This is a genomic window from Micromonospora sp. NPDC005174 (assembly GCF_040608495.1).
Classification (GTDB): Bacteria; Actinomycetota; Actinomycetes; order Mycobacteriales; family Micromonosporaceae; genus Micromonospora.
On the sequence record NZ_JBEXIJ010000010.1, the window covers coordinates 28,303 to 53,005 of the forward strand.

26 protein-coding genes are annotated in these 24,703 nt (G+C 73.3%); 4 read left to right on the forward strand and 22 right to left on the reverse strand.

Annotated features, from left to right (window positions below; genetic code table 11):
- The first annotated feature begins 21 nt into the window (after positions 1-21).
- Together ABZU91_RS13860 and ABZU91_RS13865 are read left to right on the forward strand one after the other, a co-directional pair.
- The gene (locus ABZU91_RS13860; RefSeq protein ID WP_355238929.1) at positions 22-963 is read left to right on the forward strand and encodes an exo-alpha-sialidase; all 942 of its coding nucleotides are present in this window, start codon (positions 22-24) and stop codon (positions 961-963) included.
- Positions 964-972: 9 nt separating this feature from the next.
- Positions 973-1,659, forward strand: coding sequence for an SGNH/GDSL hydrolase family protein (locus ABZU91_RS13865; RefSeq protein WP_355238932.1), 687 nt, complete (start codon positions 973-975; stop codon positions 1,657-1,659).
- Between the two features lie 145 nt (positions 1,660-1,804).
- On the opposite strand, the gene ABZU91_RS13870 is transcribed toward ABZU91_RS13865, so the two are convergent.
- The 22 genes from ABZU91_RS13870 to ABZU91_RS13975 all read right to left on the reverse strand — a co-directional run bounded on the left by ABZU91_RS13870 (position 1,805) and on the right by ABZU91_RS13975 (position 23,005).
- The gene (locus tag ABZU91_RS13870) at positions 1,805-3,163 is read right to left on the reverse strand and encodes a hypothetical protein (protein ID WP_355238935.1); all 1,359 of its coding nucleotides are present in this window, start codon (positions 3,161-3,163) and stop codon (positions 1,805-1,807) included.
- Positions 3,160-4,128, reverse strand: a complete 969-nt coding sequence (locus ABZU91_RS13875; RefSeq protein WP_355238938.1) for a transketolase C-terminal domain-containing protein — start codon at positions 4,126-4,128, stop codon at positions 3,160-3,162. Before ABZU91_RS13875 ends, ABZU91_RS13870 begins: the two co-directional genes overlap by 4 nt.
- 1 nt (position 4,129) lies before the next feature.
- Positions 4,130-5,101, reverse strand: a complete 972-nt coding sequence (locus ABZU91_RS13880) for a thiamine pyrophosphate-dependent dehydrogenase E1 component subunit alpha (protein WP_355238941.1) — start codon at positions 5,099-5,101, stop codon at positions 4,130-4,132.
- Complete coding sequence (locus ABZU91_RS13885) at positions 5,098-5,889, reverse strand: DUF3050 domain-containing protein (protein WP_355238943.1); 792 nt, start codon at positions 5,887-5,889, stop codon at positions 5,098-5,100. The genes ABZU91_RS13880 and ABZU91_RS13885 overlap by 4 nt, the downstream gene beginning before the upstream one ends.
- A gap of 2 nt (positions 5,890-5,891) precedes the next feature.
- A complete protein-coding gene (locus ABZU91_RS13890; RefSeq protein WP_355238946.1) occupies positions 5,892-6,803 on the reverse strand; it encodes a phytanoyl-CoA dioxygenase family protein in 912 nt (303 codons plus the stop codon).
- Complete coding sequence (gene hppD / locus ABZU91_RS13895; RefSeq protein ID WP_355238949.1) at positions 6,800-7,876, reverse strand: 4-hydroxyphenylpyruvate dioxygenase; 1,077 nt, start codon at positions 7,874-7,876, stop codon at positions 6,800-6,802. The genes ABZU91_RS13890 and hppD overlap by 4 nt, the downstream gene beginning before the upstream one ends.
- Positions 7,877-7,949: 73 nt before the next feature.
- Complete coding sequence (locus ABZU91_RS13900) at positions 7,950-9,188, reverse strand: beta-ketoacyl-[acyl-carrier-protein] synthase family protein (protein WP_355238952.1); 1,239 nt, start codon at positions 9,186-9,188, stop codon at positions 7,950-7,952.
- Positions 9,189-9,210: 22 nt separating this feature from the next.
- Complete coding sequence (locus tag ABZU91_RS13905; protein WP_355238955.1) at positions 9,211-10,827, reverse strand: class I adenylate-forming enzyme family protein; 1,617 nt, start codon at positions 10,825-10,827, stop codon at positions 9,211-9,213.
- Entirely contained in the window at positions 10,824-11,318 is a 495-nt protein-coding gene (locus ABZU91_RS13910) for a beta-ketoacyl synthase chain length factor (RefSeq protein ID WP_355238958.1), read from the reverse strand. The genes ABZU91_RS13905 and ABZU91_RS13910 overlap by 4 nt, the downstream gene beginning before the upstream one ends.
- A gap of 101 nt (positions 11,319-11,419) precedes the next feature.
- Complete coding sequence (locus tag ABZU91_RS13915) at positions 11,420-12,517, reverse strand: beta-ketoacyl synthase N-terminal-like domain-containing protein (RefSeq protein ID WP_355238961.1); 1,098 nt, start codon at positions 12,515-12,517, stop codon at positions 11,420-11,422.
- The gene (locus ABZU91_RS13920) at positions 12,510-12,755 is read right to left on the reverse strand and encodes an acyl carrier protein (protein WP_355238963.1); all 246 of its coding nucleotides are present in this window, start codon (positions 12,753-12,755) and stop codon (positions 12,510-12,512) included. Before ABZU91_RS13920 ends, ABZU91_RS13915 begins: the two co-directional genes overlap by 8 nt.
- Positions 12,755-13,021, reverse strand: coding sequence for an acyl carrier protein (locus ABZU91_RS13925; protein ID WP_355238966.1), 267 nt, complete (start codon positions 13,019-13,021; stop codon positions 12,755-12,757). Before ABZU91_RS13925 ends, ABZU91_RS13920 begins: the two co-directional genes overlap by 1 nt.
- Before the next feature lie 200 nt (positions 13,022-13,221).
- Positions 13,222-14,616: a class I adenylate-forming enzyme family protein gene (locus ABZU91_RS13930; protein ID WP_355238969.1), complete on the reverse strand. Its 1,395-nt coding sequence runs from the start codon at positions 14,614-14,616 to the stop codon at positions 13,222-13,224.
- A gap of 278 nt (positions 14,617-14,894) precedes the next feature.
- Positions 14,895-15,245: an antibiotic biosynthesis monooxygenase family protein gene (locus ABZU91_RS13935; RefSeq protein WP_355238972.1), complete on the reverse strand. Its 351-nt coding sequence runs from the start codon at positions 15,243-15,245 to the stop codon at positions 14,895-14,897.
- Positions 15,242-16,492 carry a beta-ketoacyl synthase N-terminal-like domain-containing protein gene (locus ABZU91_RS13940; RefSeq protein ID WP_355238975.1) on the reverse strand — a complete coding sequence of 417 codons (1,251 nt, stop codon included), beginning with the start codon at positions 16,490-16,492 and terminating at the stop codon, positions 15,242-15,244. Before ABZU91_RS13940 ends, ABZU91_RS13935 begins: the two co-directional genes overlap by 4 nt.
- On the reverse strand, positions 16,489-17,757 hold the full coding sequence (locus ABZU91_RS13945) for a beta-ketoacyl-[acyl-carrier-protein] synthase family protein (protein WP_355238978.1): 1,269 nt from the start codon (positions 17,755-17,757) through the stop codon (positions 16,489-16,491). Before ABZU91_RS13945 ends, ABZU91_RS13940 begins: the two co-directional genes overlap by 4 nt.
- A complete protein-coding gene (locus tag ABZU91_RS13950; RefSeq protein ID WP_355238981.1) occupies positions 17,754-18,158 on the reverse strand; it encodes a cupin domain-containing protein in 405 nt (134 codons plus the stop codon). Before ABZU91_RS13950 ends, ABZU91_RS13945 begins: the two co-directional genes overlap by 4 nt.
- The gene (locus ABZU91_RS13955) at positions 18,151-18,906 is read right to left on the reverse strand and encodes an SRPBCC family protein (RefSeq protein WP_355238984.1); all 756 of its coding nucleotides are present in this window, start codon (positions 18,904-18,906) and stop codon (positions 18,151-18,153) included. The genes ABZU91_RS13950 and ABZU91_RS13955 overlap by 8 nt, the downstream gene beginning before the upstream one ends.
- On the reverse strand, positions 18,903-20,333 hold the full coding sequence (locus tag ABZU91_RS13960; protein WP_355238987.1) for an acetyl-CoA carboxylase biotin carboxylase subunit: 1,431 nt from the start codon (positions 20,331-20,333) through the stop codon (positions 18,903-18,905). Before ABZU91_RS13960 ends, ABZU91_RS13955 begins: the two co-directional genes overlap by 4 nt.
- 16 nt (positions 20,334-20,349) lie before the next feature.
- A complete protein-coding gene (gene accB, locus ABZU91_RS13965) occupies positions 20,350-20,934 on the reverse strand; it encodes an acetyl-CoA carboxylase biotin carboxyl carrier protein (RefSeq protein WP_355238990.1) in 585 nt (194 codons plus the stop codon).
- A complete protein-coding gene (locus ABZU91_RS13970; RefSeq protein WP_355238993.1) occupies positions 20,931-22,670 on the reverse strand; it encodes an acetyl-CoA carboxylase carboxyltransferase subunit alpha in 1,740 nt (579 codons plus the stop codon). The genes accB and ABZU91_RS13970 overlap by 4 nt, the downstream gene beginning before the upstream one ends.
- Positions 22,667-23,005, reverse strand: coding sequence for a TcmI family type II polyketide cyclase (locus ABZU91_RS13975; RefSeq protein ID WP_355238996.1), 339 nt, complete (start codon positions 23,003-23,005; stop codon positions 22,667-22,669). Before ABZU91_RS13975 ends, ABZU91_RS13970 begins: the two co-directional genes overlap by 4 nt.
- Before the next feature lie 446 nt (positions 23,006-23,451).
- On the opposite strand from ABZU91_RS13975, the gene ABZU91_RS13980 reads away from it, so the two are divergent.
- Complete coding sequence (locus tag ABZU91_RS13980; protein WP_355238999.1) at positions 23,452-24,261, forward strand: BTAD domain-containing putative transcriptional regulator; 810 nt, start codon at positions 23,452-23,454, stop codon at positions 24,259-24,261.
- A 93-nt stretch (positions 24,262-24,354) separates the two neighbouring features.
- A complete protein-coding gene (locus ABZU91_RS13985) occupies positions 24,355-24,702 on the forward strand; it encodes a TcmI family type II polyketide cyclase (RefSeq protein WP_355239002.1) in 348 nt (115 codons plus the stop codon).
- Position 24,703: the final 1 nt, after the last annotated feature.

Genomic DNA, 24,703 nt, shown 5'->3' on the forward strand with positions numbered 1-24,703 from the left:
ACGCCAGGAGGCCCGTCGCGCATGACGTCGTCATCCATCCACCGCACCGGCGCCGAGGTCGTCGCCGTACACCGGATCGGCGACAACGCGCCGCACAGCGCGTTCACCGACCTCGTCCGGTACGTCGGTATGTGGTTCTGCGCGTTCCGCGAGGCCGACAGCCACCTCTCCGACGACGGTGTGATCCGGGTATTGACCTCGACGGACGGTCGGGCGTGGAGTTCCGCGGCGGTCATCCGGGCGGCCGGCGTCGACCTGCGCGACCCACGGTTCGTGGCGCGGCCCGACGGGCGGCTGCAACTGCTGGCGGCGGCGAGGACCGATGCGTTCACGACGGTGTCCTGGCTCTCCGACGACGGCCGCGCCTGGGGCGACCCGACGTCGGTCGGCGAGCCGGACGTCTGGGTGTGGCAGGCCGCCTGGCACGACGACGCGATGTACGGCGTCGGCTACGCCACCCGGGGGCCGAGGTTCGCCCGCCTCTACCGCAGCGTCGACGGGCTCGACCTGCGGCCGTGGGTGCCGACGCTGTTCGAGGGCGGCTACCCCAACGAGTCCGGGCTGGCCTTCGACCCGGACGGCACGGCCCACTGTCTCCTGCGCCGCGACGGCGACAGCGCCACCGCGCAGCTCGGGCGGGCCCAGCCGCCGTACCGGGAGTGGACGTGGACCGACCTGGGCGTACGGGTCGGTGGCCCGGCGCTGCTGCGGCTGCCCGACGGGCAGCTGGTCGCCGGGGTACGCCTGCTCGACGGCGACGTCCGCACCGCGATCTGCGCCGTCGACGAGGAGCACGGTGAGCTGACCGAGCTGGTCGCGCTGCCTTCCGGAGGCGACACCAGCTACCCGGGGCTGGTGTGGCACGACGACAGGCTCTGGGTCAGCTACTACTCCTCCCACGAGGAGCGGACCTGCGTGTACCTGGCCGAGGTCAGCCTGGCCGAGGAGGCGGTGGTCGGCTAGCGTGCCGACATGCCATCGACGCTGAGCGAATCGACGGACCCGTACTGTCTGCGTCCCGGCGAGGCCGCCGAACTGCTGCACGCCCACCCGTGGCGACGGTTCGTGGCACTCGGCGACAGCGTCGTGGAGGGCATGTGCGAGCCGACGCCGGGCTACCCGGACGTGCAGTGGGTCGACCGGCTCGCCGCCGAGCTGAGGGTCGTACGCCCCGAGCTGGCGTACGCGAATCTGGGCCGGCGCGGACTGCGCGCGCATCAGGTGCGGGCCACCCAGCTCGCCCCGGCGCTGGCGTTCACGCCGGACCTGGCGCTGGTGGTCTGCGGCGGCAACGACGCCTTCTCCCCGGCGTACGACGCGGACGCGGTGGACGCCGAGCTGACCGCGATGATCGGCGCGCTACGGGACGAGGGCGCGGACGTGATCACCGTCGGGATGTTCGACGTGTCGCACAGCCCGGCCGTGCCCGAGCACGTGCGGGCCGGCCTCGGCGAGCGGATGCGCCGACTCTCCGCCCACACGGCACGGCTGGCCGAACGCCTGGGAACAATCCACGTGCACCTCACCGACCATCCGCTCACAGCCGATGCGACCCTCTACAGCACCGACGGCCGCCACGGCAGTGCCCGCAGCGACGCGATAGCGACAGCCGAAACCCTCCGCGCCCTGTCCCGCCACATCCGCCCCGCACCCCGTTGATCATGAAGTTGTTGTCGACCGCATCGGCGTGTCGGGACAATAACTTCATGATCAACGGGGCCGGGGCGGGCCGGGGCGGGCCGGGGCGGGGCGGGGCGGGCCGGGGCGGGGCGGGGCGGGCCGGGGCGGGGCGGGGCGGGCCGGGTCAGTCGTGCAGGAGGATTCCCGTTAGGAGGACTCCGTGGGCCAGGTTGAGGATTCCGTCGCCGCCGGGGTAGCCGACCCTCGCCAGGCCGCCGGAGGCCGTACGGCCGAACAGGTACGGCGCCAGGGAGTACGGGACGTCGGCTGTGACCGTCTCACCGGTCTCGATCTGCACGAAGTCCATCGGCACCCGGTCGGCCGGCAGGTACTGCTGCAGGATCGCCCCGCCCCGGTCGACGGCCGCGCGTAGGCCCTCGGCCCAGTCCTGCGAGCTCAGGTCGGGGCCGATGAGCACCCCGTGCCCGGCCGAGCCGTCCGCCGGCTTCGCCACCAACTCGGCCTGCTCGGCGATTGCCCGGTCGAGCAGCGCGACGGTCAGCGCCACCGTGTGCGGGACGTGCCGGCGGATCAGTGTCTGGTCGTCGGCGGGCAGGATGTCGACGTCCTCCCACAGCCAGGCGAAGGTGGTCTTGTTGCCGAGCAGCCAGGCCGCCGCCGACACGTACATCGGTAGCGTGCCGGCGGCCAGCGCGCCGGCCACCGCGTCCAGGCCTGCGGTCGGAGTGACCCGGTTGGGCACGAACAGCCGGAACAGCGCGTCGACCGGCGCGCCGTCCACGACCAGCCGGTCGTCGGCGTCCAGGGTGGCGGTGGACAGGGGCGCGATGACCAGGTCGATGCCGAAGTCCCGGGCCCGTACGGCGAGCGGGCTGAGGATCCGGATGAACGTCTCCGGGTCGTCCAGGCCCGGGTAGTCGGCGTCGAAGTCCATCAGCAGCGCCAGCCGGGCGCCCTCGGGCAGCCCCAGCTCGTCGCGGATCGCCACGAACCGCTGGTCCAGCAGCGAGGGCGCGGCGCGCAGCGGCAGGCCGTCGAGAATGCCGTGCTCGGTGTAGAGCTGTGCGAACCGCTGGATGACGGTGTCGGCGTCGAACCCTCCGCCGAGGCTGCTGTCGATGTTGTACTCGACGAACTTCGGCACACCCTCGGTGAGGATCACATCCGGCCGGTACGCGGCCAGCAGCGCCTCGGTCAGCGGCTCCGACTCGTCCAGCAGGCGGGTCTCCCCCGCCGGAACGCCGAGCAGCCGACGCAGCTCGCCGGCGGTGTCCACCCGACGGCGGCAGGCGTCCAGGATGAGTTGGGCGAGCCGGTCGCAGACGTCGTTCAGCTCCCGCCAGGTGTCGGCGGCGAGCACCGGGGGTCGGGCCAGTCGCCACTGCTTGTTGTAGGTGGCCCGGCCGTGGAAGACGCGTTCCCAGGCGGCGGCGCCGGTCGCCACCATGGCCCGGCGGGCCGGCTCCGGCAGGTCCGTCCAGGCGCCGTCGGCCGAGGGCCACGGATAGTTCGGATCGATCATGAGCCGTCCTTCATGGTCAGGTGGATGGCGGTGGCGAGCTGCTCCCGGCCGGGCTGCACGGCCCGGTCCAGGGCGGGGGCGAACGGCAGCACCGCGCCGTCCGGTCGGGTCACCCGGCGCGGCGGGGCGAGCAGCCGGACCCGTTCCACCACCGAGGCGATGATCTCGGCGGCGATGCCGCAGGATCGGTTGGCGTCGTCGACGACGACGAGACGGCCGGTACGCGCCACCGACTCGGTGAGGCCGTCGATGTCGAACGGGTACAGGGTGCGCGGGTCGAAGACCTCCACCGACACGTCGTCGGCCAGCTCCTCGGCCACGGCGAGCGCGTCGTGCACCAGGTGCCCGACCGCGACCACTGTGACGTCGTCGCCGCGCCGGTGGACGCGGCCCCGACCGAGCGGCACCGGTTCCAGCTCGGCGACGTCGTCGCGGACGTCCATCGCGCCGGCCGGCGCGAACACGACCACCGGGTCGTCGTGCCGGATCGCGGTGACCAGCAGGCCGTACGCGTCGGCCGGGGTGGACGGTACGACGGTGACCACGCCGACGTGGGCGAAGAGGCTGTACGGGTGGTCGGAGTGCTGCCCGGCCCAGCCGGTCCGCGATCCGGAGCCCGGCACCAGGTAGGTGACCGGCACGGCGCACTGGCCGCCGGTCATCAACGGGAACTTGTGCGCGTGGTTGACGATCTGCTCGAAGACCAGGAACAGCAGCGACGGGATCTGGAACTCGATCACCGGCCGGAGCCCGGCCAGCGCCGCCCCGGTCGCGAAGCTGGTGAACGCCTGCTCGGACAGCGGGGTGTCGCGGACCCGGTCGACGCCGAAGCGCTTGGCCAGCCCGATCGTCACCAGCGAGGCGCCGACCTGGACGTCCTCGCCGAGCAGGAACACCGACTCGTCGCGGGCCAGCTCGTCGGCGAGCGCCCGGGTCAACGCCCGGCGGTACGAGAGTCGGGGCACCTCAACCACCTCCGGTGCGGGCGGTCAGGCCGCTGGCGTACAGGTACGCGAGGGCGTCGGCCGGATCGGGTTCTTCGCTGGCCAGGGCAAACCGCACGGCCTCGTCGAGGGTCGCCTCGACCTCGGCGTCCACGGCTGCCCGCTCCGCGTCGGTGAGCCGTGCGCCCTGGATGTCCACCGGGTCCCGGGATCGACCCCGGGACACCTCGTCGGGCGGGCGGTAGTCGAGGCGTACCGCGTGTTCGAACGTGTGGTGGACGTCGAAGCGGTAGGTACGGGCCTCGACCAGCTCGGGGCCGCCGCCCGCGCGCATGCGGTCGACGGCGGCGGCCGCGGCGACGCGTACCGTCTCCGGGTCCTGGCCGTCGACCTCGATCGCCGGGATGCCGAACGCGGCGGCGCGGCCGGCGATGCTGCCGGCCACCGCGCCGCCGACCGGCATGGTGGTGGCGTAGCCGTTGTTCTCGCAGACGAACAGCACCGGCACCCGCCACAGCGCGGCCAGGTTGAAGGCCTCCAGCAGCATGCCCTCGTTGACCGCGCCGTCACCGAAGAAGCTGACGCCGACGGTTTCCCGGCCCTGCCGCCGCCGGGCCCACACCGCGCCCGTGACGATCGCCCCGGACGCGCCGACGATCGCGTTGGCGCCGAGCACGCCGATGCTCAGGTCGGCGGCGTGCATCGAGCCGCCCCGGCCGGCGTTGAGCCCGGTGACCCGGCCGCACAGCTCGGCGAGCATCCGCGCCGGGTCCGCGCCGCGGGCCAGCACGTGCCCGTGCCCCCGGTGGGTGCCGGCGAGCACGTCGTCGGCACCCAGGGCGGCGCAGACGCCGGCGGCGATTCCCTCCTGACCGAGGTACGGGTGGATGCCGCCGACGATCTGCCCGCCGTGGACCAGCTCCACCGCCCGTTCCTCGAACCGGCGGATCAGCCGGACCGTGCGGTAGAGCCGGACCGGGTCGGCGTCGGTCACGCCGGGCCCTTGACGGCGGCGAGGATGTCGTCCCAGAGCCGGGCGCGGGCGGCGAGGGCGGTGTTGACCGTGTCGGCGCACTCCTGCCACTTGGCGTCGTCGTCGCCGCACAGGTCGGCGAGCATCTGCATGGCCATCGGCGTGTGCTGCTCGCCGTCGACCTCGATGTGCCGTTCCAGGTAGTCGACGAACGTGTGCAGCCGGTTGCTGCGCTCGTTGACCGCGACGACCTGCGTGAACATGTCGGGGATCAGGTCCTCGCGGCCGAACGCGAACGCCGCCGCCTGGCAGTGCACCGGGGTCGACTCGATGATGTGCCAGGTGGTCGCGGCGAACCGCGCGGACGCGGCCGGCGCCCCGGCCTCGGCCAGCGCGTCGGTCACCGGCCGGCCGGCGCGCAGCAGATCCACGAGGGCGTTCACGGCGGTGGTGTCCGCGCCGGCCTCGGCCATGCCCCGCACGTACAGCTCGAAGTGGCTGATGTAGCCCTCGCCCAGCTCGTCGCTCTCCTCGACCATGACGATGTCGTTGATGAGCCGGCGGCTGCCGGTCGGGCCGGTCGGGATCCACGGCACGGTGACGCAGGTCAACTGCCGCTGCAACGACTTCAGCAGCGACATGAAGTCCCAGACCGCGAAGACGTGGTGCTCCATGAAGGTGACCAGCGCCTCGTGGGTGTCCAGGTTGGCGTACAGGGGGTGCTTGACCACGGCGTCGCGCCGCTCGGTCACCGCCTGTTCCAGTCGCTCGATGCCCGGGTGCGTCCTACCCCAGTCGTACCGTGACATTGTCAACCTCCCTGTTGGGCGCGGTCGCGCCAGATGACCGGGCAGTAGTCGGGGTCCGCGTAGTCCGGCCGCCCCTCGTGGGTGCGGCGGACCAGCACGTCGTGGTTGTACGCGGCGAGCGTCCCGTCCGAGAGCGGATACTCCCGCCAGGCGTTGTCGCCGTCCTGTAGGTGCAGCGAGATCGCCTGTCGGGGGCGACCGCTGACGTTGGCGCCACTGCCGTGATACGTGCGGCAGTGGTGGAAGCTCACGTGTCCCCTGGGGATCACCATGGGGACCTTGCTGATCTCCGTGCCGTTGTACGCGGCGTTCTCGGCCAGCATCTCCTCGAGCTGACCGCGGTCGCGGTCGGCGAAGTGCCGCACCACCGTGTCGTCCGCGCCGATCTCCTTCCACCGGTGCGAACCGTCGACCATCGTGATGGTGCCCATCTCCGGGCCGCAGTCGTGGAAGGGGATGAACGCGGTGAGCATCTTCTCCGACGACGAGGACGCCCAGTAGTGCTTGTCGAAGTGCCAGGGCACGATGTTGCTCGGCTCCCCCTCGACCGGTGGCTTGAGGATCAGCGTGGACTGGAAGACGCGGATCTCGTCGGCCTGCGCCAACCGGGCGGCCACCGCGCCGATCAGCGGCTTGCGCAGGATCGCGCCGAGCCCGTCGTGTTCGTGGTGGACGTAGTCGTTGTGCCGCTGCACCGGCCCCTTGGACGGGTCCCAGTAGGCGAGCTTCGGCGGACGCACGGGCAGGCGGCGGTCGCGCTCACCGTCGTAGTAGCGCTGCGCGGCCGCCGCGAGGGTGTCCACCTCGTCGTCGGTGAGGATCTTCCTGGACAGGTACCAGCCGTGCTCGGCGTAGTGCCGCACGTCCTCGTCGGTGGGCAGCAGCGCTCGTTCCGCGGCGGTCAGCGCGCTCACGCCCCCACCCCCTGCCCGGCCAGTTCCCGCTCCTTGGCCTCGTAGAGCGCCTTGATGTTGCCGCTGCCGAAGCCGCTCGCGCCCCGCCGCTCGATCAGCTCCAGGAACAGCGTGCGACGTACGTGCATCGACTCGGCGAAGATCTGCAACAGCTGCCCGCCGTGGTCGGAGTCGACCAGGACCCCCAGTTCGCGCAGGCGGTCCAGCGGCGCGTCCACCCGACCCACCCGTGCCTCCAGGCTGTCGTAGTAGGCGCCGGGCGTGCCGGCGAAGCGCACCCCGCGCCGGCCCAGCGACTCCACGGCCGCCACGATGTCGTCGGTGCGCAGACCCAGGTGCTGCACACCGCCACCGGCGTGCTGGTCGAGGAACGCGTCGATCTGCCCGGGGCGGCGGGTGCGGTCCGGCTCCAGCAGCACCACGGTGACGCGGCCGGACAGGCTCTGCACCACCTTCGAGTTCATGCCCTGTCCGGCGACCTCGACGTGCTCCTCGAAGATCTGCGCGAAGTCGAACAGCTCCCGGAAGTGCCGGACCGTCGTGTCGAGTTCCCCGGGCGGCACGCACACCGCCAGGTGGTCGACCTCGGCGAGGACCGGCTCGGCCCCATCCGTCGTCGACCGGGTGGGCGTGATCAGGCCGGGCAGGAAGTCGCCCCGGCTCCCCCGGCGCTGCACCAGGCGGTGCCGCACGTCGGCGAAGCCCTCCACCTCGGCGGTCACCACCTCGGCGTCCGCGCCGGTGACGGTGGTCGGTGGCGTCACGCCGGTCGCACCCCGACCCAGCAGCTCGGCGTACGCGGCCACGACGTCGTCGACCTCGACGGCGACCACCGCGATGCCGTCACCGTGGCGGTGCACGTAGCGGGCCGCCGGGTGGCCGGCGTCCAGCCCGGAGGTGAGCAGCAGCCGGATGTCGCCGTGGCAGAGCAGCATCGAGCGCTGCCCGGCCAGCCCGGTTTCCGGGCCCCCCTGCCCGCAGAGCTGGAAACCGACGGCCGTACTGAACCAGAACGCCGCCTGTCGGGCGTCGCCTACGTAGAGTTCGATGTGGTCGATACCACGGATGTCCATGTTCTTGAGTGCCCTTCCCGATGCTTCGTCCGTGTTGCCGTCCGGACGCCCCCCGTCCGGGATGCCGCGTCGCTCACCTCCTCGGCTCGGCGACCCGCGCGAGCACCAGGCTCACGTTCTGGCCGCCGAACCCGAACGAGTTGGTCAGCGCGTACTCCGGGTCGGCCCGACGGGGCGCCCCCCGGATGTGGTCCCCCGGGCACGCCGGGTCCGGGTCGTCGAGGTGGTACGTCGGTGGCAGCAACCCCCGACCGAGCGCCAGCGCGGTCACCGCCGTCTCCAGCACACCGGACGCGCCGAGCAGGTGGCCGGTGAGCGCCTTGGTGGAGCTGACCGGCACACCACCGTCACCGAAGACGTCCGCGAGGGCCGTGGTCTCCGCGATGTCGCCGAGCTTCGTGCCGGTGCCGTGGGCGTTGACGTAGCCGACCGCCGCCGCGGGCACGCCGGAGCTGCGCAGCGCGCCCCGGATGCACGCCGCCGCGCCCGCGCCGTCGGGGCGCGGGGCGGTCGGGTGGTACGCGTCGGTGGTCGCGCCGTAGCCGGCCACCTCGGCGTACCCGCTGGCGCCGCGCGCGGCCGCGTGCTCGGGGTGTTCCAGCACCAGCAGCGCCGCACCCTCGGCCAGCACGAACCCGCTGCGGGACGTGTCGAACGGCCGGCTCGCCCGGGTCGGGTCGGCCCCGGCGCGGGCCAGCGCCCGCGCGTTGCCGAACGTGTCGGTGAAGGTCGGGAAGAGCGGCGCCTCGCTGGCCCCGCAGACCACCACGTCGGCTTCCCCGCAGCGGATGAGCCGGACCGCGTCGGCGACCGCCTGGGCGCCGGAGGCGCAGGCCGTGCCGACCGACGAGCTGTAGCCCTGGATGCCGTACCTGATGGCGATCCGGGCCGCCGGCATGTTCGGCAGGATGCCGGTGAGCAGGTACGGGCTGACCGCCGACCGTCCCCGGGCGGCCCGGGCCAGCACCTGCGACTCCAGGGTGGCCATCCCGCCGACACCGCCCACGATCACACCGATCCGGGACGGGTCGACGTCGCGGCCCACCTCGATGCCGGCGTCGGCGAGCGCGTCGGCGGCGGTGAGCAGCGCCAGGACCACGGTCCGGTCCAGCACCCGGCTCTCCGGCCCGGGCAGGACGCTGCGCGGGTCGATGTCGGGCAGCAGACCGGCCACGTCCAGCGAGCCCGATGCCGGATGGCCCTCGGGTGGGCGGGTCAGCCCGGACCGGCCGGTCGTCAACGCGTCGAAGGTCTCCTCGACACCCCGTCCGACCGGGCTGAACAGGCCCATCCCGGTGATCAGCGCGCTCACGCCGGCACTCCGAACCGTCCGCTCACGACGCGGCCTCGGTGAGGTAGCGCTCGCGCAGGGCCACCTTGCGGACCTTGCCGGTGACGGTGACCGGAATGTCGTCGGACCGTACCGGCACGACCCGGCGCAGCGTGGCGCCGACGTCCGCGCCGAGGGCGGCGCGCACCCGGTCGGTGCGGTCCTCGGCCTCGTCGGCGCCGGCGGCCAACTCCAGCAGCACGTCGGTCACCACCCCGTCCGCCGCGCCGACGATCACCACGGTGCAGTCGGTGACGTCCGGGCAGGCGGCGAGGACCCGCTCCTCCGACAGGGCGGTGAAGAACCGCCGGCCGTTCCCGGCATCGACCGAGTCGACCGCCCGGTCCAGGTGGTAGTAGCGGCCCTCGGCGTCGGCGCGGACCAGGTCCCCGGTGAGGTACCAGCCGCGCTGGCGGAACCGGTAGGTGGTGGCCGAGTCGTTCCAGTAGCCACGGAACAGCGACGGCGAGTCGATGCCCAGGAAACCCACCTCGCCGACCGGCACCGGCTCGCCGTCGGCGTCCAGCACGGCGACCTTGGTGAACTGGTACGGCCGGCCGATGCAGCGCCCGTACCGGTCGGTGTCGGCGCGGTGGGTGATGTGGAACATGGAGTGGCCCATCTCGCTGGAGCCCAGCCCGTCGATGAAGAGTGAGCCGGGCACCCGCGCCACCCCGTCGCGCGTGACGGTGTCGTGCCAGCCGACCGCGACGAGCCGGCGGATGTGCGGCTCGTGCGAGCAGTCGCCGGTGTTGAACCACAGCCGCACCGAGTCCAGGTCGTACCCGGACAGGTCGAAGCGGGCCAGCTCGGCCCAGGTGACCGAGAAACCGAACACCCCGTCGGGACGCCAGCGTTGGATCGCGTCGAGGACGCGCTCGCCGCCCTGCTCGGAGAGCAGGAACATCTCCGCGCGGTTGCCCAGCGCCTGGTTGACCATCAGCACGGTCGCGGTGTGCGGTGCCGGCAACGCGTTGAGGATCCGGGTGGTGCCCTGCGCCTGCGGCATGCTCAGCAGGTGCCGGGTGGCGGCGAAGAGGCTGGCGTGGGAGTGCAGCACCGCCTTGGGCACCCCGGTCGTCCCCGAGGTGTGGGTGATCACGATCGGGTCGTCCGGGTGGTGCCGGTAGTGCGGCGGGGCCGCCGCCGGATCACCGGTGCCGGCCTGCGCGGGCGTACCCAGCAGCGGTACGCCCAGTTCGTGCCCGGCCAGCAGGGCGGTGTGCGCGTCGTCCGCGAGCACACCGACGCCGCGCAGCCGACGGATGTACTCGGCGGCGATCTCCGGCCGGAGCTTGCCGTTCATCAGCGCCGGGATCGCCCCGAGCCGGGCCAGCGCCAGGAAGCTCAGCACCATGTCGGCGGCGGCGGTGGCCCAGACGGCCACCGGGTCGCGGGGGCGTACCCCCTGCTCGTGCAGCCACGCGGCGCGGGCGGCGACCCGCTCGTCGAGCTGACCCAGCGTGAGCGGTGCCTGGGCCGGATGCCCGTCGACGGCGGTGTCGAAGGTCAGCGCCGGTCCGTCCGGGTCGGCGCCGTGCGCCAGCACGCGGGCCAGCATGTTGCCCGCGCCCAGTTCGGTGTCGGCGGCCAACCGGCCGCGCAGTCCCGGTGTCCTCATGGTCGTGCTCCTCCCCCCAGCAGCACCGCGACCGCCTCGGTGGACAGGTCGGGCGTCTGTTCGATCAGGATCAGCAACACCTCGTCGGCGTCGCCGTCGTCGTGCAGCAGGGCCGCCTCGGCGGTGCCCTCGGCGTGCGGGTCGCCGGTCGGGCTGAGGCAGACCACCGGGCCGCGCAGTCCCCAGCGGGCCGCGATGTGGCCGGCGACGCTGTTGGGCACGGACTGGTAGAAGAACAGCGGTCCGACCCGGCCGCCGGCCTCGACCGTCGCGCGTACGTGTTCGGCGCTGGCCCGGTCCCCAGACGCGCTGACCAGCACGATCGCCGTGCGCACCTCCGCAGGCACCGGCGAGGTCCCGTACCGCCGGCCCAGGCACCGCTCGGCGACCGCCACCACAGTGGGCGCGAACGCCGAGTGCACGAACCCCGGCACCACCGGCACGACCCCGTCCCCCGGCTCGGGCCACCCCGCCCGCGCAAGCTCCCGCACCCCGCCCGCCCCCCGCGATCTTGCGTTTCCTGTCGTCGATTCGCGTTGTTCGTCAGATTCGTCGCCACCGAAAGTGCAAGATCGCGGGGTGGTGGGGGTGGTCATGGCACGCCGATCAGGAGCGCCGTGTTGGCGCCGCCGAAGGCCGCGTTGAGGGTCAGGGCGTGGGTTGCCGTCGCGCGGCGGTGCGCGGTGGTGACGACGTTGAGGGGGCAGGCCTCGTCGCGGCCCTGCCAGCCGGCGTTGACCGGCAGCTCACCGGTTCGCAGCGCCATCGACGTGACCACCAGTTCGAGCAGCCCGGACGCCTCCAACGTGTGCCCGTGCAACGCCTTCGTGGAGCTGACCGGCACCTCGCTGGCGTACCCGTCGAGGGCCCGCAGCAGCGCCGCGGCCTCGGCGGCGTCGCTCTGCGCGGTGCCGGTGGCGTTGGCGTTGACGTACCCGACCGCCTGCGGCGGCAGCCCGGCCCGGCGCAGCGCGACGCTCGCCGCGCGGGCCAGTCCGACGCCGGTCGGGTCCGGCTGGCACGGGTGGTACGCGTCCCCGGCGCGACCCCAGCCCGCGACGGTCGCCACCGGCTCCGCGCCCCGCCGGGCCTCGGCGCGGGACTCGATGACCACGGCGGCCACGCCGTCGCCGAGCAGCAGGCCACGACGGCCGGTGCTGAACGGCCGCACCGCCCCGTCGTCGGCGAGGGCCCGACCCGCGTCGAAGAGCGCGAACTGGTCCGGCTCGACGAGGTAGCCGGCGGCCACCACCACCCGCGTCAGGTCGCCCCGGCTGATCAGGGTGGCGGCGTCGGCCACCGCCGTACTCGCCGACACGCAGGCGCTGGTGTAGACCCGGGTGCGACCGGACAGTCCACACCGGGCGGCGAGCTGGCCGGCCAGCGCGGACGGGACCGGCTCCACGCCGGGGGCCGGGCCGCCGTGCACGGCGAGCAGCAGCGCGCACTCCGACCGTCGGGTGCGGTCCAGGCCGGCCGCCCGACAGGCCGCGTCGATCGCGTCGGCCAGCTCGTCGCCGAGGGTGCCCACCTCGGGCAGGGTGGCGGCCACGGTCACCCGGCGGGCGCTCGTGTCGAAGCGACGGATCGGACCGAAGGCCGGCGCGGAGGCGAGCTGCGCCTCGGCGCCCCGCCCCAGGGCGCTGACCGCGTACACACCGGTGAGCTGGACGACGGGCGGCTCAGCCATCTGCGGGAGCGGTCAACGACGCCCGCAGGACCGCCAGGGCGTCGTCGACGGTACGGATGCCGGCCAGGTCGTCGTCGGTGAGGTCGAGCTGACGCTCGTAACGCTGCTCGACGAGGTGCACGAGCCAGGCGAGTTCCATCGAGCCGACCCGGTCGGGAACCTGGTCGGCGGGTTTCGCGGTGAGTTCGGCGAGCATGGTCAGCAGGTCAGCTCGCCCCAGATCGGGCTGACCGGACATCAGGCGTCGTCGCGCTTCGCCTCGGCGGCGCGGTCGGCGACCATCGTGGTGAACTCGCCGACGGTCATCAGGGCCAGCTTCTCCGACTCGTCGTCGGCGAACCTCAGACCGAACCGGTCCTCGACGCGGACAGCGAGGTCGGACAGGGCCAGCGATTCCAGGTCGACGCCGGACGGGCCGAGCGTGGTGTCGTCGTCGAGCCCCTCGACGTCGTAGTTCATGTCGACGAGCTGCTCGACGACGAAGGCGCGGACCTCGGCTCTCATGGATACCCTCTCTGCGTATGCCAGGTGACGGTGTCCGATCGGGACACCGCGTCGGTCTGGGTCGGTGGGGACACCGGCGGTCGGCCGGGTCCCGCCGTACGGATGCCGCGCGCGGGTGCGACGCTGCTCGGGTTGGTGGTGGGCAGCGAGGCCCTGGCGCTCGCGGTAGGTGTCCACGTCGAGGTGGCGCAGCGGGCCGGTCACGACGTCACCGCCGAGCGCAGCACGTCGGTCGAGCGGACCAGCTTGCCGGTGGTGGTGCGCGGCAACGCGTCGAGCAGGCGCAGCACCCGGGGTCGCTTGTAGCCGGCCAGCCTCTCGGCGAGGAGCTTGTCCAGCATCTCTTCCGACAGGGGGCCGTCCGGCTGGACGTACGCGGTGATGCCCTCGTCCCACACCACCACGGCGGCGGCCACGCCCGGCAGCTCGGTGACGGTCGCCTCCACCTCGCTGAGGTCGACCTTCAATCCGCCCACGGAGACCTGCGAGTCGAGCCGGCCGCGCACGGTGACGAGGCCGGTGTCGGCGTCGACGGTGCCGGCGTCACGGGTGTGCAGCCAGCCGTCGGCCCAACGGGTCGGGTCGCTCAACCCGACGTACGGCGACGCCGGGCAGGACACCCACAGCTCGCCGCCGGACTCGCGGACCTCGATGCCGGGCGCCGGAGCGATCGACGGGCGGTGGGCACCGTGCAGGTCGGTGCCGATCACCCCGACCTCGGTCATCCCGTACATGTTGCCCAGCGGCACCCCGTAGCGGTCGGTGAACGCCTGGGCCACCGCGGCGGGCACCAGCTCGCCGCCGGTGGTCATCCGTTGGAACTGCGGCAGCGGGCTGGACGGCCGGGTGGAGGCGAGCAGACCGATGTGGAACGGCACGCCCAGCACCGTGGCCGGCGTGGCCTCGGCGGCGATCGCGGCCAGCACGGCGTCGCCGCTGAGCCGCTGCGGCGGCACCAGCTCCACGCCGGCGTGCAGCCCGTAGAGCAGGCCGCCGACCAGGCCGAGCACGTGCACCATGGACGGCAGCAGGATGATCCGTTCACCGGGCAGCGCCACACCGTCGATCCGGGTGTAGCGGCGCACCTCGGCGACCAGGTCGGCCGCGGTCCGGCCGATCACCTTCGACGGGCCGGTCGAGCCGGAGCTGAGCTGGATCACGGCGTGACCGCTGACCGCTGGACTGTCCGCGTACCGGGTGACGCTCTCGGTGACGTCGACGAACACCTTCAACGCGCCGCCGCCGGTGCGCAGCGGGGCGACCACCACCTGTGGGGTGAGCCGGGTCAGCGCTCGGTCCACCTCGTGGTCGGTGAGCCGGTGGTCGAGCAGGATGGCCTGCCCGCCGGCTCGCCACGTGGCGAGCAGATTGACGACGTACGCCAGCGACGGCGGCAACCGCAGCGCGGCAGCGCCGCCGGGACGCAGTCCGGCCGCGGTCAGCCGATCCTGCGCGGCGGTTACCAACCGGTGCAGGGTGGCCCGGTCGATCGGTTCCGGTAGGCGGAGACAAACATCGGTCGGACGGCCGGCGAACAGGACTTCGTCCACCCAGCCGGGGTCATCTACCGTAAGGTTTTCGGCGACATGAGTCATTGCCCCCACCATTCGACGCGCAGCGCAAAGTAGGGCATAGGAGCCAATTTTTGGCATCTTTCGAGGTGCTGCCGGAACCCTACGACAGCCGCGCGCGGCATCGCTAGATGCAAATGGCTAGATCAAAATGAGCGCCCGGACCGATTGCCACATACCGCCGCCGACCACTCGTTGACGCCCGCCGCCCGTGCTGGTCCGCTGTCCGTGATCGACTCCATTTCGCCGATGTGGGGGTATCCGGACGTCCGGATACCCCCACATCGGCGAGTTGGTGTGGATCAAACGGCCGTGCTTCCTCCGGCGGCCGTGAGGGGCACCTCGTCCGGGGTCTGGGCGTGGATGGTGAAGCGCAGCGAACGGGCGTCGGTGAAGCACTCCCTCATCGGACGGACCAGGTCACGGTGCTCCTCGGTGCGCTCCCACGCCTCGAAGTCGGAAAGGTCCGCCCACTCGCTGGTGATCAGCCACTGCTCCGGGTCGGTCGACGAGCGGCACACCTGGTCCACCAGGTGCCCCGGCACGCCGTCGGCGACGAGGTGCCGGATCTCCTCGTACGCGGCGAGGAACTGCTCGGTGCGCGGTTCCGGCACCCGGACCAGGAAGACCACTCGGGCCCGCTGCTCGCTCACGGCATCTCTCCCCTCGTCGGCGCGGCCCCCCGCAGGACCAGCGCGCTGTTGAACCCGTCGAAGCCCCGCGCGCAGACCAGCGCGAGGCGACTGCGCGGCCGGCGGTGCTCGCGCAGAAAGTCCAGCTCGCACCCGTCGGCGACCTCGTCGGGGCTGGCCGAGGCGGGCAGCGTGTCGTGCGCGAACGCCAGCAGCGCGGTGGCCACGTCCAGCGCCGAGCCGCCCTGGTGCGCCCGGCCGGTCAACGGTTTCTGCGTGGTCACCGGGGGCGGCCCGTCGGCGAACACGGCGCGCAGCGCCGCCGCCTCGCTGCGGTCGTACCGGGGTACGCCGAGGGCGTCGGGCAGCACCACGTCGATTGCGGTCGCCGCGACGCCGGCCCGGTCCAGGGCCAGCCGCATCGCCCGCGCGTACTGGATGGGGTCGCCGGCGCTGTCGGCGGTGGTGTGCGCGGCGTCGTGGGTGGCGCCCCAGCCGCTCACCTCCCCGTAGATCCGGGCGCCCCGGGCCAGCGCGTGCCCCAGCTCCTCCACCACGAACACCGCGCCGCCCTCGGCCGGCAGGTAGCCGCTGGCCGCCGCGTCGAACGGCCGGTACGCCCGCTCCGGGTCGGCGACGTCGCTGAGCAGTCCGGAACGTAGCTGGCAGGCCAGGGCGTACGGGCTCAGTGGACACTCGGTCGCCCCGGCGATCACCACGGGCGTACCGCGGCGCACCGCGCGGGCGGCGTGCGCGAGGCTGTCCAGCCCTCCGGCCGTCTCCGCGACCAGCACCCCGCTCGGCCCCTTGAACTGGTGGTGGATGGAGAGCTGTCCGACACTGGCGGCGTAGAACCAGGCGATCGACTGGTACGCGCCGACGGTGCGCGACTGCCCACCCCAGAGCCGTTGCAGTTCCCGCTGCCCGAACAGGTTGCCCCCGGACGAGCTGGCCAGGGCCACCGCGTACCCGTACGGGTCGGGCGCCTTCTCGGGCAGCCCCGCGTCGGCCAGCGCGAGGCGGGTGGCGGCGAAGCCGAGGTGCGTCCACCTGTCGGTCTGTACGAGCTGCCGACTCTCGGCGTACGACTCGGCCGCGAAGTCGGGCACCTCGCCGCCGAAGCGGGTGGGATAGCCGGCCGGGTCGAAGAGCGTGATCGGTCCGGTGCGCCGGGTGCCGGCCAGCACGGTACGCCAGTGCGCGTCCACGCCGACGCCGCTGGGCGCGACCACACCGATGCCGGTGACGACCGCCCGGGCGGTGCTCACGCCGCCGCCGGGAGCCGGCGGAACACCATCGCCGACTGGAAGCCGCCGAACCCGCTGCCCACCGACAGTGCCACGTTCACCGGCACCTCCCGCGCCTCGTTGGGTACGTAGTCCAGGTCGCACTCCGGATCGCGGGTGCTCCAGTTGGCCGTCGGCGGTACGACACCGAACTCGATCGCGAGGGCGCAGGCGGCCATCTCGATCGACCCGATGGCCCCGAGTGAGTGCCCGATCATCGACTTGATGGAGCTGATCGGCACCCGGTACGCGGCCTGGCCCAGTGCCCGCTTGAAGGCGGCCGTCTCGTGCCGGTCGTTCTGCCGCGTGCCCGAGCCGTGTGCGCTGATGTAGGAGACCTGTTCGGGGATGATCCGGCCCTGCCGCAACGCGTCGGTGACGGCGAGGCCCATCTCCAGCCCGTCGGGGCGCAGCCCGGTCATGTGGTAGCCGTTGCTGCGGCTGGCGTAGCCGGCGACCTCGCAGTAGACGTGGGCGCCGCGCCGTCGGGCGTGCTCGGCCTCCTCGAGCACCAGCACTGCCGCGCCCTCGGCCAGCACGAACCCGTGCCGGTCGGCGTCGAACGGGCGGGACGCGTGCGCCGGGTCGTCGTTGTCGGGACTGGTCGCCTTGATCGCGTCGAACGAGGCGACGGTGACCGGCGAGATCGGCGAGTCGGCCGCACCGGCCAGCACGATGTCCGCCTCACCGTCCACGATCATCTGGTGGCCGTAGCCGATGGCGTCGATGCCCGACGTGCAGCCGGTGGAGACCACCTGCGCCGGGCCGTGCAGCCCGTGCCGGCAGGCCACGTCCGCGGCGAGGCTGCTGGGCACCAGCGCCTGGTAGAGGTACGGGCCGCCGAGCGCCGCGTCGACCAGCCACCGCCGACCGTGCTCGCTGACCCGCACGTACTCCTGCTCCAGGGCCATCGTGCCGCCCACGGCGGTGCCGAGCACCACCCCGGCGCGGTCCCGCTCGGCGTCGTCGAGCACCAGGCCGGCGTCGGCGATGGCCTCGGTGGAGCAGGCCAGCGCGAACTGCACGTACCGGTCGGCGCGCCGCCGCTCGCTGTCGGTGAGCCCGGCGGCGACCGGGTCGAAGTCGCACTCGGCGGCGATCTGCGAGCGGAACGGCGACGGGTCGAAGAAGCTGATCCGCCGGGTGGCCGTACGTCCCTCGGTGATGGTCTTCCAGAACCGGTCCCGGCTGGCGCCGCCGGGAGCGACCACACCCACACCGGTGACCACGGTCCGACGGGCGGTCATGATCCGCCCCGCTGTTCGACGAGTTCGGTGTCGACGTGCCCCAGCTCCGGGCGCGGGGCGAGCGGACCCAGGTGGAAGACCACCTCGGCCGACTCCGAGCCGGTGTTGCGCAGCCGGTGCCGCACGTTGACCGGCACGAACAGAGCCTCGCCGGCGGCCACCTGGGTCGGCTGGTCGTCCAGGTCCACGGTGATCGCGCCGCGTGCCACGTACAGGAACTCCTCGCTGTAGGGGTGGTAGTGCTCGGCGATCCGCTCCCCCGGCGCGAGCGTCGCCACCCCGAGGAAACCGGAGGTGCTGCCGACGGTGCGGGGGCCGAGCAGCACCCGCAGCTCGCCACCGCGTCGCCGGTCGGCCGGTACGTCCGATGCCACGATCAGCCGGGTGCCCAGATCACTCATCGCCGGCCTCCGTCCCGGCGAGACCGGCGACCGGACCGACCTGTCCGGCGCGTTCGCGGGCGATCCGCTCGACCCGGTCCTTGATGACCGCGAGTTGGATGACGCTGTTGGTGTTGATCCGTTCGGTCATGGCGGCGTTGTCGACGGGCGCGGTCGGCTTCATGGCGAAGTCCTGCGTCCAGGTCATCCGCGTGCCACCGGCCTCCTCGGTGTAGCGCCAGTGGATCCGCATGTACTCGAACGGCCCGGTCTCCACCCGGTGCGCCCGCACCTGACGGCTGACCGGGTCGGCGGTGCGTTCACTGACCCAGCTCCAGGCCACCCCGTTCTCGTCGGGGTACATGGTGAGGCGGAACCGCACGGTGTGCCCGTCGCGGTGCAGGATCTCCACCACGGCGTACTCGGTGAACAGCTCGGTCCAGTTCGCGACATCGTTGGTGACGTCCCAGACCACGGCGAGCGGCGCCTCGATGACCACGAAGTTCTCGGTGTGCCCGGGTGGGTCGGTGCGGCGGGCGACGAGGTCGGCCACCGCCCCGATGCTCAACTGCCCGGCCTGTTCCGGGATGCTCACCTGCCACCGGTCGGCGACGACCGCGGAGAGTTCCAGCAGGGCGAGCGAGTCCATGCCCAGCTCCTCCAGGGACGCGGCGGGCGTACGGGCCGCGGCGTCGGCGTCCAGGCCGCAGTGCGCCACCAGGATGTCGGTGATCTCGGCGGTCATCGGGCGACCATGGGTGACGGTCATCGTGTCCTCCTGTGGGTTACGTCGGGCTCCGCGGCGGGCGCGGCGCGAGGTGTGGGGGTGGTCGCCGGCTGCGGTGCGGGCGCGGCGAGCAGACGGTCGACGAGGCCGGTGGTGTAGCGGCCCTTGCGGAACCCGGCGTCGTCGAGCACCCGTCGGACGAATCCGATGGTGGTGTGCACGCCCGGGCCGGCGATGTCGAACTCGTCGAGGGCTCGTTCCAGCCGGTTGAGCGCCAGCTCCCGGTCGGGCGCCCAGACCACGACCTTGGCCAGCAGGGAGTCGTACCAGGGGCCGACCAGGTAGCCGGCGCGGGCGTGGGTGTCCACTCGGGTGAACGGTCCGCCCGGCGGGGTGAACCGCTCCAACCGTCCGGGTGTCGGGGCGAAGCCGCGCGCCGGGTCCTCGGTGTTGACACGGCACTCCACCGCGACGCCGCGCAGCCGGATCTCCTCCTGCCGCCACCGCAGCGGCACACCGGCCGCGATGTGCAGTTGCTCGTGGACCAGGTCGATCCCGGTGACCATCTCGGTGACGGGGTGCTCCACCTGGATCCGACAGTTGATCTCCAGGAAGTGGAAGCGTTCCTCGGCGTCGACCAGGAACTCCAGCGTGCCGGCGCCGACGAAGCCGACCTCCAGAGCGCCCCGGAGCGCGGTCTCGGCGATGCTGTCGAGGGTCGCGGCGGACAGCGCCGGAGCGGGCGCCTCCTCGACGAGCTTCTGGTGCCGGCGCTGCACCGAGCAGTCCCGGGTGCCCAGGTGCACGCCGTTGCCGTGGGCGTCGCAGAGCACCTGCACCTCGACGTGCCGCGCCTCGGTGAGGTAGCGCTCGACGTACACCCGGTCGTCGCCGAAGGCGGCCTGGGCGGCGGCCCGGGTCCGCGCGTACGCCCGGGCCAACTCGGTCGGGCGGCGCACGACTGTCATCCCCCGGCCGCCGCCACCGGCGGCGGCCTTCACGATCACCGGATAGCCGACGGCGTCGGCGACCTCGGCCGCCGCGACGGCGGTCGGCACCGGCGCGACGCTGCCCGCCGGCAGCGGCAGCCCGGCCCGGCTCATCAGGGCCCGGGCCGAGGACTTGTCGGCGAGCGCCGCCATCACCGCCGGCGGCGGGCCGATGAACGTCAGGCCGTTGTCCGCGCAGATCTCGGCGAAGTCGGCGTCCTCGGAGAGGAACCCGTACCCGGGATGCACGGCCTGCGCGCCCACCTGTCGGGCCGCCTCCACGATCGCGGCGGCGTTGAGGTAGCTGCGTCGGCTGGACGCCGGTCCGATCCGGACGGCCTGGTCGGCGAGGCGGACGGCTGCGGAGTCCGCGTCGGCGGCGGAGTAGACCACCGCCGTGCGGATGCCGAGTTCGCGGCAGGCCCGCAGCACCCGCAGGGCGATCTCGCCCCGGTTGGCGATCAGCACGGTCTCGAACACGTGGTCACCCCCGCCGTCAGGCCGGATCCAGCTCGACCAGCGGCTGGTCGTACTCCACCGGCTGACCGTCCTCGACGAGGATCGCGACGACCCGACCGGCCCGGTCGGCGCTCACCTCGTTCATCAGCTTCATGGCCTCGACGATCGCGACCGGCTGGCCGGGGCGGACCAGGTCGCCGACCGCGACGAACGGCCGCGCGCCAGGTTCCGGCGCCCGGTAGAAGGTGCCGACGATCGGCGCCCGGACCGCGGCGCGTCCGGGCACCGGGGGCCGGATCAGCGCGGCCGGCGGGCCGGGCACGGCCACGGTCGGCAGCGGCGTGGTGACGGCCTGCGGCAGAACCGGGGGTACGTCCGATCCGGCGGCCGCCTCGCCCGGGTGCCACTCGACCTCGAGCACCGTCGTCCCGCTGCGCAGCCGGATCCGGCGTACCGGTCCGGCCAGCTCGGCGAGCAGGTGGCGCGCCTGTCGACGCAGTCCCGCCAGCACCTCCTCGTGGTCCGTGTCGGTCTCCTGCGGTCCGTTCGCCGGGAGGCGCCCGTCGACGTCCGCCCGGCCGTTCGGGCCGTCGGCGGTGGACACGGTGGCGCCGGCCGTCATCGAGCACCCACCTGGGCGCCGGCGCGGGTGGCGCCGAACCGGCGGAAGCGCTGCCGCCGTAGGCGGACCAGCATGGCGGGCGGCACGTCCAGCAGCGGTAGCAGGTTGGCCAGCAGCGCGGCGCGCAGCCGCCGGGCGGTCTCGGCCGGGTCGTCGTGGGCGGCCGTGGCCGGCTCGGGGACGATCTCGTCGACGACGCCGAGGCGGCACAGGTCGGGTGCGGTCAGCCGCAGCGCGCGGGCCGCCTGCGGCGCCGCCGAGCGGTCCGGCCAGAGGATGGCGGCGCAGCCCTCCGGACTGATCACCGAGTAGACGGCGTGTTGGAGCATCAGCACCCGGTCGGCGACGCCGAGGGCCAGCGCGCCACCGCTGCCGCCCTCACCGGTGATCACCGTGACGACGGGGGTCGGCAGCACGGTGAGGGTGAGGATGTTCTCCGCGATGGCCGCGGCCTGGCCCTGCTCCTCGGCGTTGATCCCCGGGTCGGCGCCGGGCGTGTCGACGAGGGTGATCACCGGCAGGCCCAGTCGGGCGGCGAGACGCATCAGCCGTAGCGCCTTGCGGTGCCCGGCCGGGCTGGCCATGCCGAAGTTGCGGGCGACCAGGTCGGCGGTGGTGTGGCCCTTCTGGTGACCGATCACCATCACGTGCCGGCTCGCCAACCGCGCGAGACCGCCGACGACCGCGGGACAGTCCCCGCCGAGCCGGTCGCCGTGCAGCTCGACGAACCCGTCGAAGACGGAGTCCAGATAGTCCAGGGTCGTGGGTCGGCCCGGGTGGCGGGCCGTCCGCACGGTCTCCCACGCGTCGTGCGTCGTCGGCTGCGGGCCGTCGCCGGCCGGCGGACGCTGCCCGTCCGGTGGGACCGCGTCGGCCAGGCGCTCGTGGTGCCGCGCCGGCTCCTGCCGGGGTACGGGTGTGCGCGTCGGACGGCCGGCGCGGGCCGCGGCCAGCAGGGCCGCCAGGCAACCTCGCAACGACCGGCGCTGCACCACCATGTCCACCTGACCGTGGCGCAGCAGGAAGTCGGCGGTCTGGAACCCCTCGGGCAACGCCCGGCCGGTGACCTGGCGGATGACCCGTGGCCCGGCGAACCCCATCCGCGCGCCGCTCTCGGCGAGCACCAGGTCGGTGTTGGTGGCGAACGACGCCGCCACCCCGCCGTAGGTCGGGTCGGTGAGCACGCTGACGGTGAGCAGACCCGCCTCGCGCAGCGCGGCGATGGCCTGGCTGACCGTGGCCATCTGCATCAGCGACAGGGCGCCCTCCTGCATCCGCGCCCCGCCGGACGCGGTGACCAGGACGAGCGGCACCCGGTCGTCGAGCGCCCGCTCGGCGGTCCGGGTGATCAGCTCGCCCACCGCCACGCCGAGGCTGCCGCCGAGGAACCGGAAGTCCATCACCGCCAGGGCGGCCGGGTGCCCGCCGATGGTGGCGGTGCCACAGAGGACCGCCTCGGGCAGGCCGGTGGCGGCGCGCGCCGCGGTGAGCCGGTGCGGGTACGGCAGCACGTCGACGAACTCCAGCGGGTCCGCCTCGGGCACCCGGTCGGGCAGCAGGCGCAGCGAGCCCGGGTCCGCGAGCAGCCGCAGCCGCTCCGGCGCGCCGAGGCGGGAGTGTGCGCCGCACTCCGGGCAGACGTCGAGGTTGCGTCGCAGCCGTTTGCGGTAGAGCAGGGTCGCGCAGCCAGCGCACCGGGACCAGAGCTGTTCCTCCTGCCCCGCGGTGGCGGTCACGAGCGTCCCCCGGCGTCCGGGGCGTCGAACCGGTAGAAGCAGTGCGCCATCGCGTCGCGCGGGGAGCTCCAGGTCGACAGGTACGGCGAGACGTACGGCCGCAGCCGGTCGCTGACCCGGACGAACTCGGGGTGTTCCCGGGCGGCCTCCACCGCCGGCTGCGCCGGATGCTCGGTCTCCAGCAGGTGCACGTAGAGGTCGTGCAGTCGGTACAGCGCGCGGTGCCGGACGCCGACCAGGCGCGGCAGCTCGGTCGCGTCCGACTCGGCGAAGATCTCGGCGACCCGTTCCTCGGCGGTCGGTACCACCTTCGCGACGATCAGCGATCGGTCCATGGCTGGGCCTCCCCCCACGGCGCCCAGGTCGGCTCGACGAGCCTGCGGACGCGCTGGACGACTGCCGCCACGATGCGGGAGCCGTCGTCACGACGGCGTCACGGCGACGGACCGGCCGGCGACGCCCAACGGTGACGCTGCGTTGACGCAACCTGTGCATGAGCTATGCGTCCCTTGTGTGCAGCACGCCCCGAAGATTCGATGTTTTTGCAGTTCGGAACCGATTTCATGGTTACCTGGTGAGCGACGACAAGCCACCGTCGGCGTTGACGCACGGTGACTGTTATTGATAATCTTCACGGTGGTCAGCCCGGCGGCTCCGCGGGTGGTGCCATGCCTGGACAGCCGTGGTCGGATTCCATCGACGGAGTCGACGGTGGCGACGCGGGCAGTCGATCCGGGACACAGCAGACAGTCGGGACGAGCGTTCCGCAGGGGGTGCCGCCGTGGCCGCTGATCCGTCCGTGCCGACCGCCGGAGGTCCCGGCGAGGGCCACCTCACGCTGCACCTGCTCGGCGGTTTCCGCCTTCTGCACGCCACCGCGCACATCGTGGTGCCGCGCGGGCTGCAACGGGTGATCGCGCTGATCGGGCTGCGCCCCGGCGCCACCCGCAGCCAGCTGGCCGGGCTGCTGTGGCCCGACGTGTCCGAGGAACGGGCGCTGTCCTCGCTGCGGACCGCGCTGTGGCGGCTGCGGCAGGACCCGTGCTGCCCGATGACCGTGGCCGGCGACACCGTCCGGCTGGCCCCGGCCGTACGCCTCGACGTGGACGACCTCGTCGGGACGGCCGAGCGGGTCCGCAACGGCGACGACCCGCGGACCACCGCCGGCGCGCTCGCCGCCGGCCGGCACGACCTGCTGCCCGGCTGGTACGACGACTGGGTGTTGCTGGACCGGGAGCGGCTGCGGCAACTGCGTCTGCACATGCTGGAGCAGGTGTCCGCCCAGCACCTCGCCGCGGGTCGACACGGCGAGGCGTTGGAGGCCGCGTTGGAGGCGATGGCCGCCGAGCCGCTGCGCGAGACGCCGCACCGACTGGTGGTACGCATCCACCTCGCCGAGGGCAACGCCTTCGAGGCCGTACACGCCTTCTACGTCTACCGGGACCTGCTGCGCCGGGAGCTGCGCCTCGAACCCAGCCCGGCGATGAGCGCGCTGCTCGACGACACGCTCGCCCCGATCCGGGCGGCCAGCCGCCCCGCCACCGGGCGGGACACCGCCGCGCGGCCGTCACCGGCCGGACGGCCGACGTGACGGTGACGTGACACGTCCTACGGCACGGTGACCGCATCGAGCACGTGACCACCGGCCCCCGGGTCGGGATCGGCCACCGGCGGAAGGGGTCCCATGAGTCGTCTACTGATCGTCAGCCGGATCATCCCGGGCGCGGAGGGGCGGGTCGCCCAGATCTTCGCCGAGTCCGACGCCACCGAACTGCCCGGTCTCACCGGCGTCACGCACCGGTCCCTGTACTGCCTGCACGACGTGTTCGTGCATCTCATCGAGACCTCGGACGTGAACCCGGGCGCCCTCGCGGCCGCCCGCAACCACCCGCTGTTCCAGCAGGTCAACGAACGGCTCGCCGCGCACACCTCGCCGTACCTGTCGACCTGGCGCTCCCCGAAGGACGCCATCGCCGACTGCTTCTACCGCTGGGACGCGGTCGACGCGGCGGCACCCCACCCGGCGGGCTGAC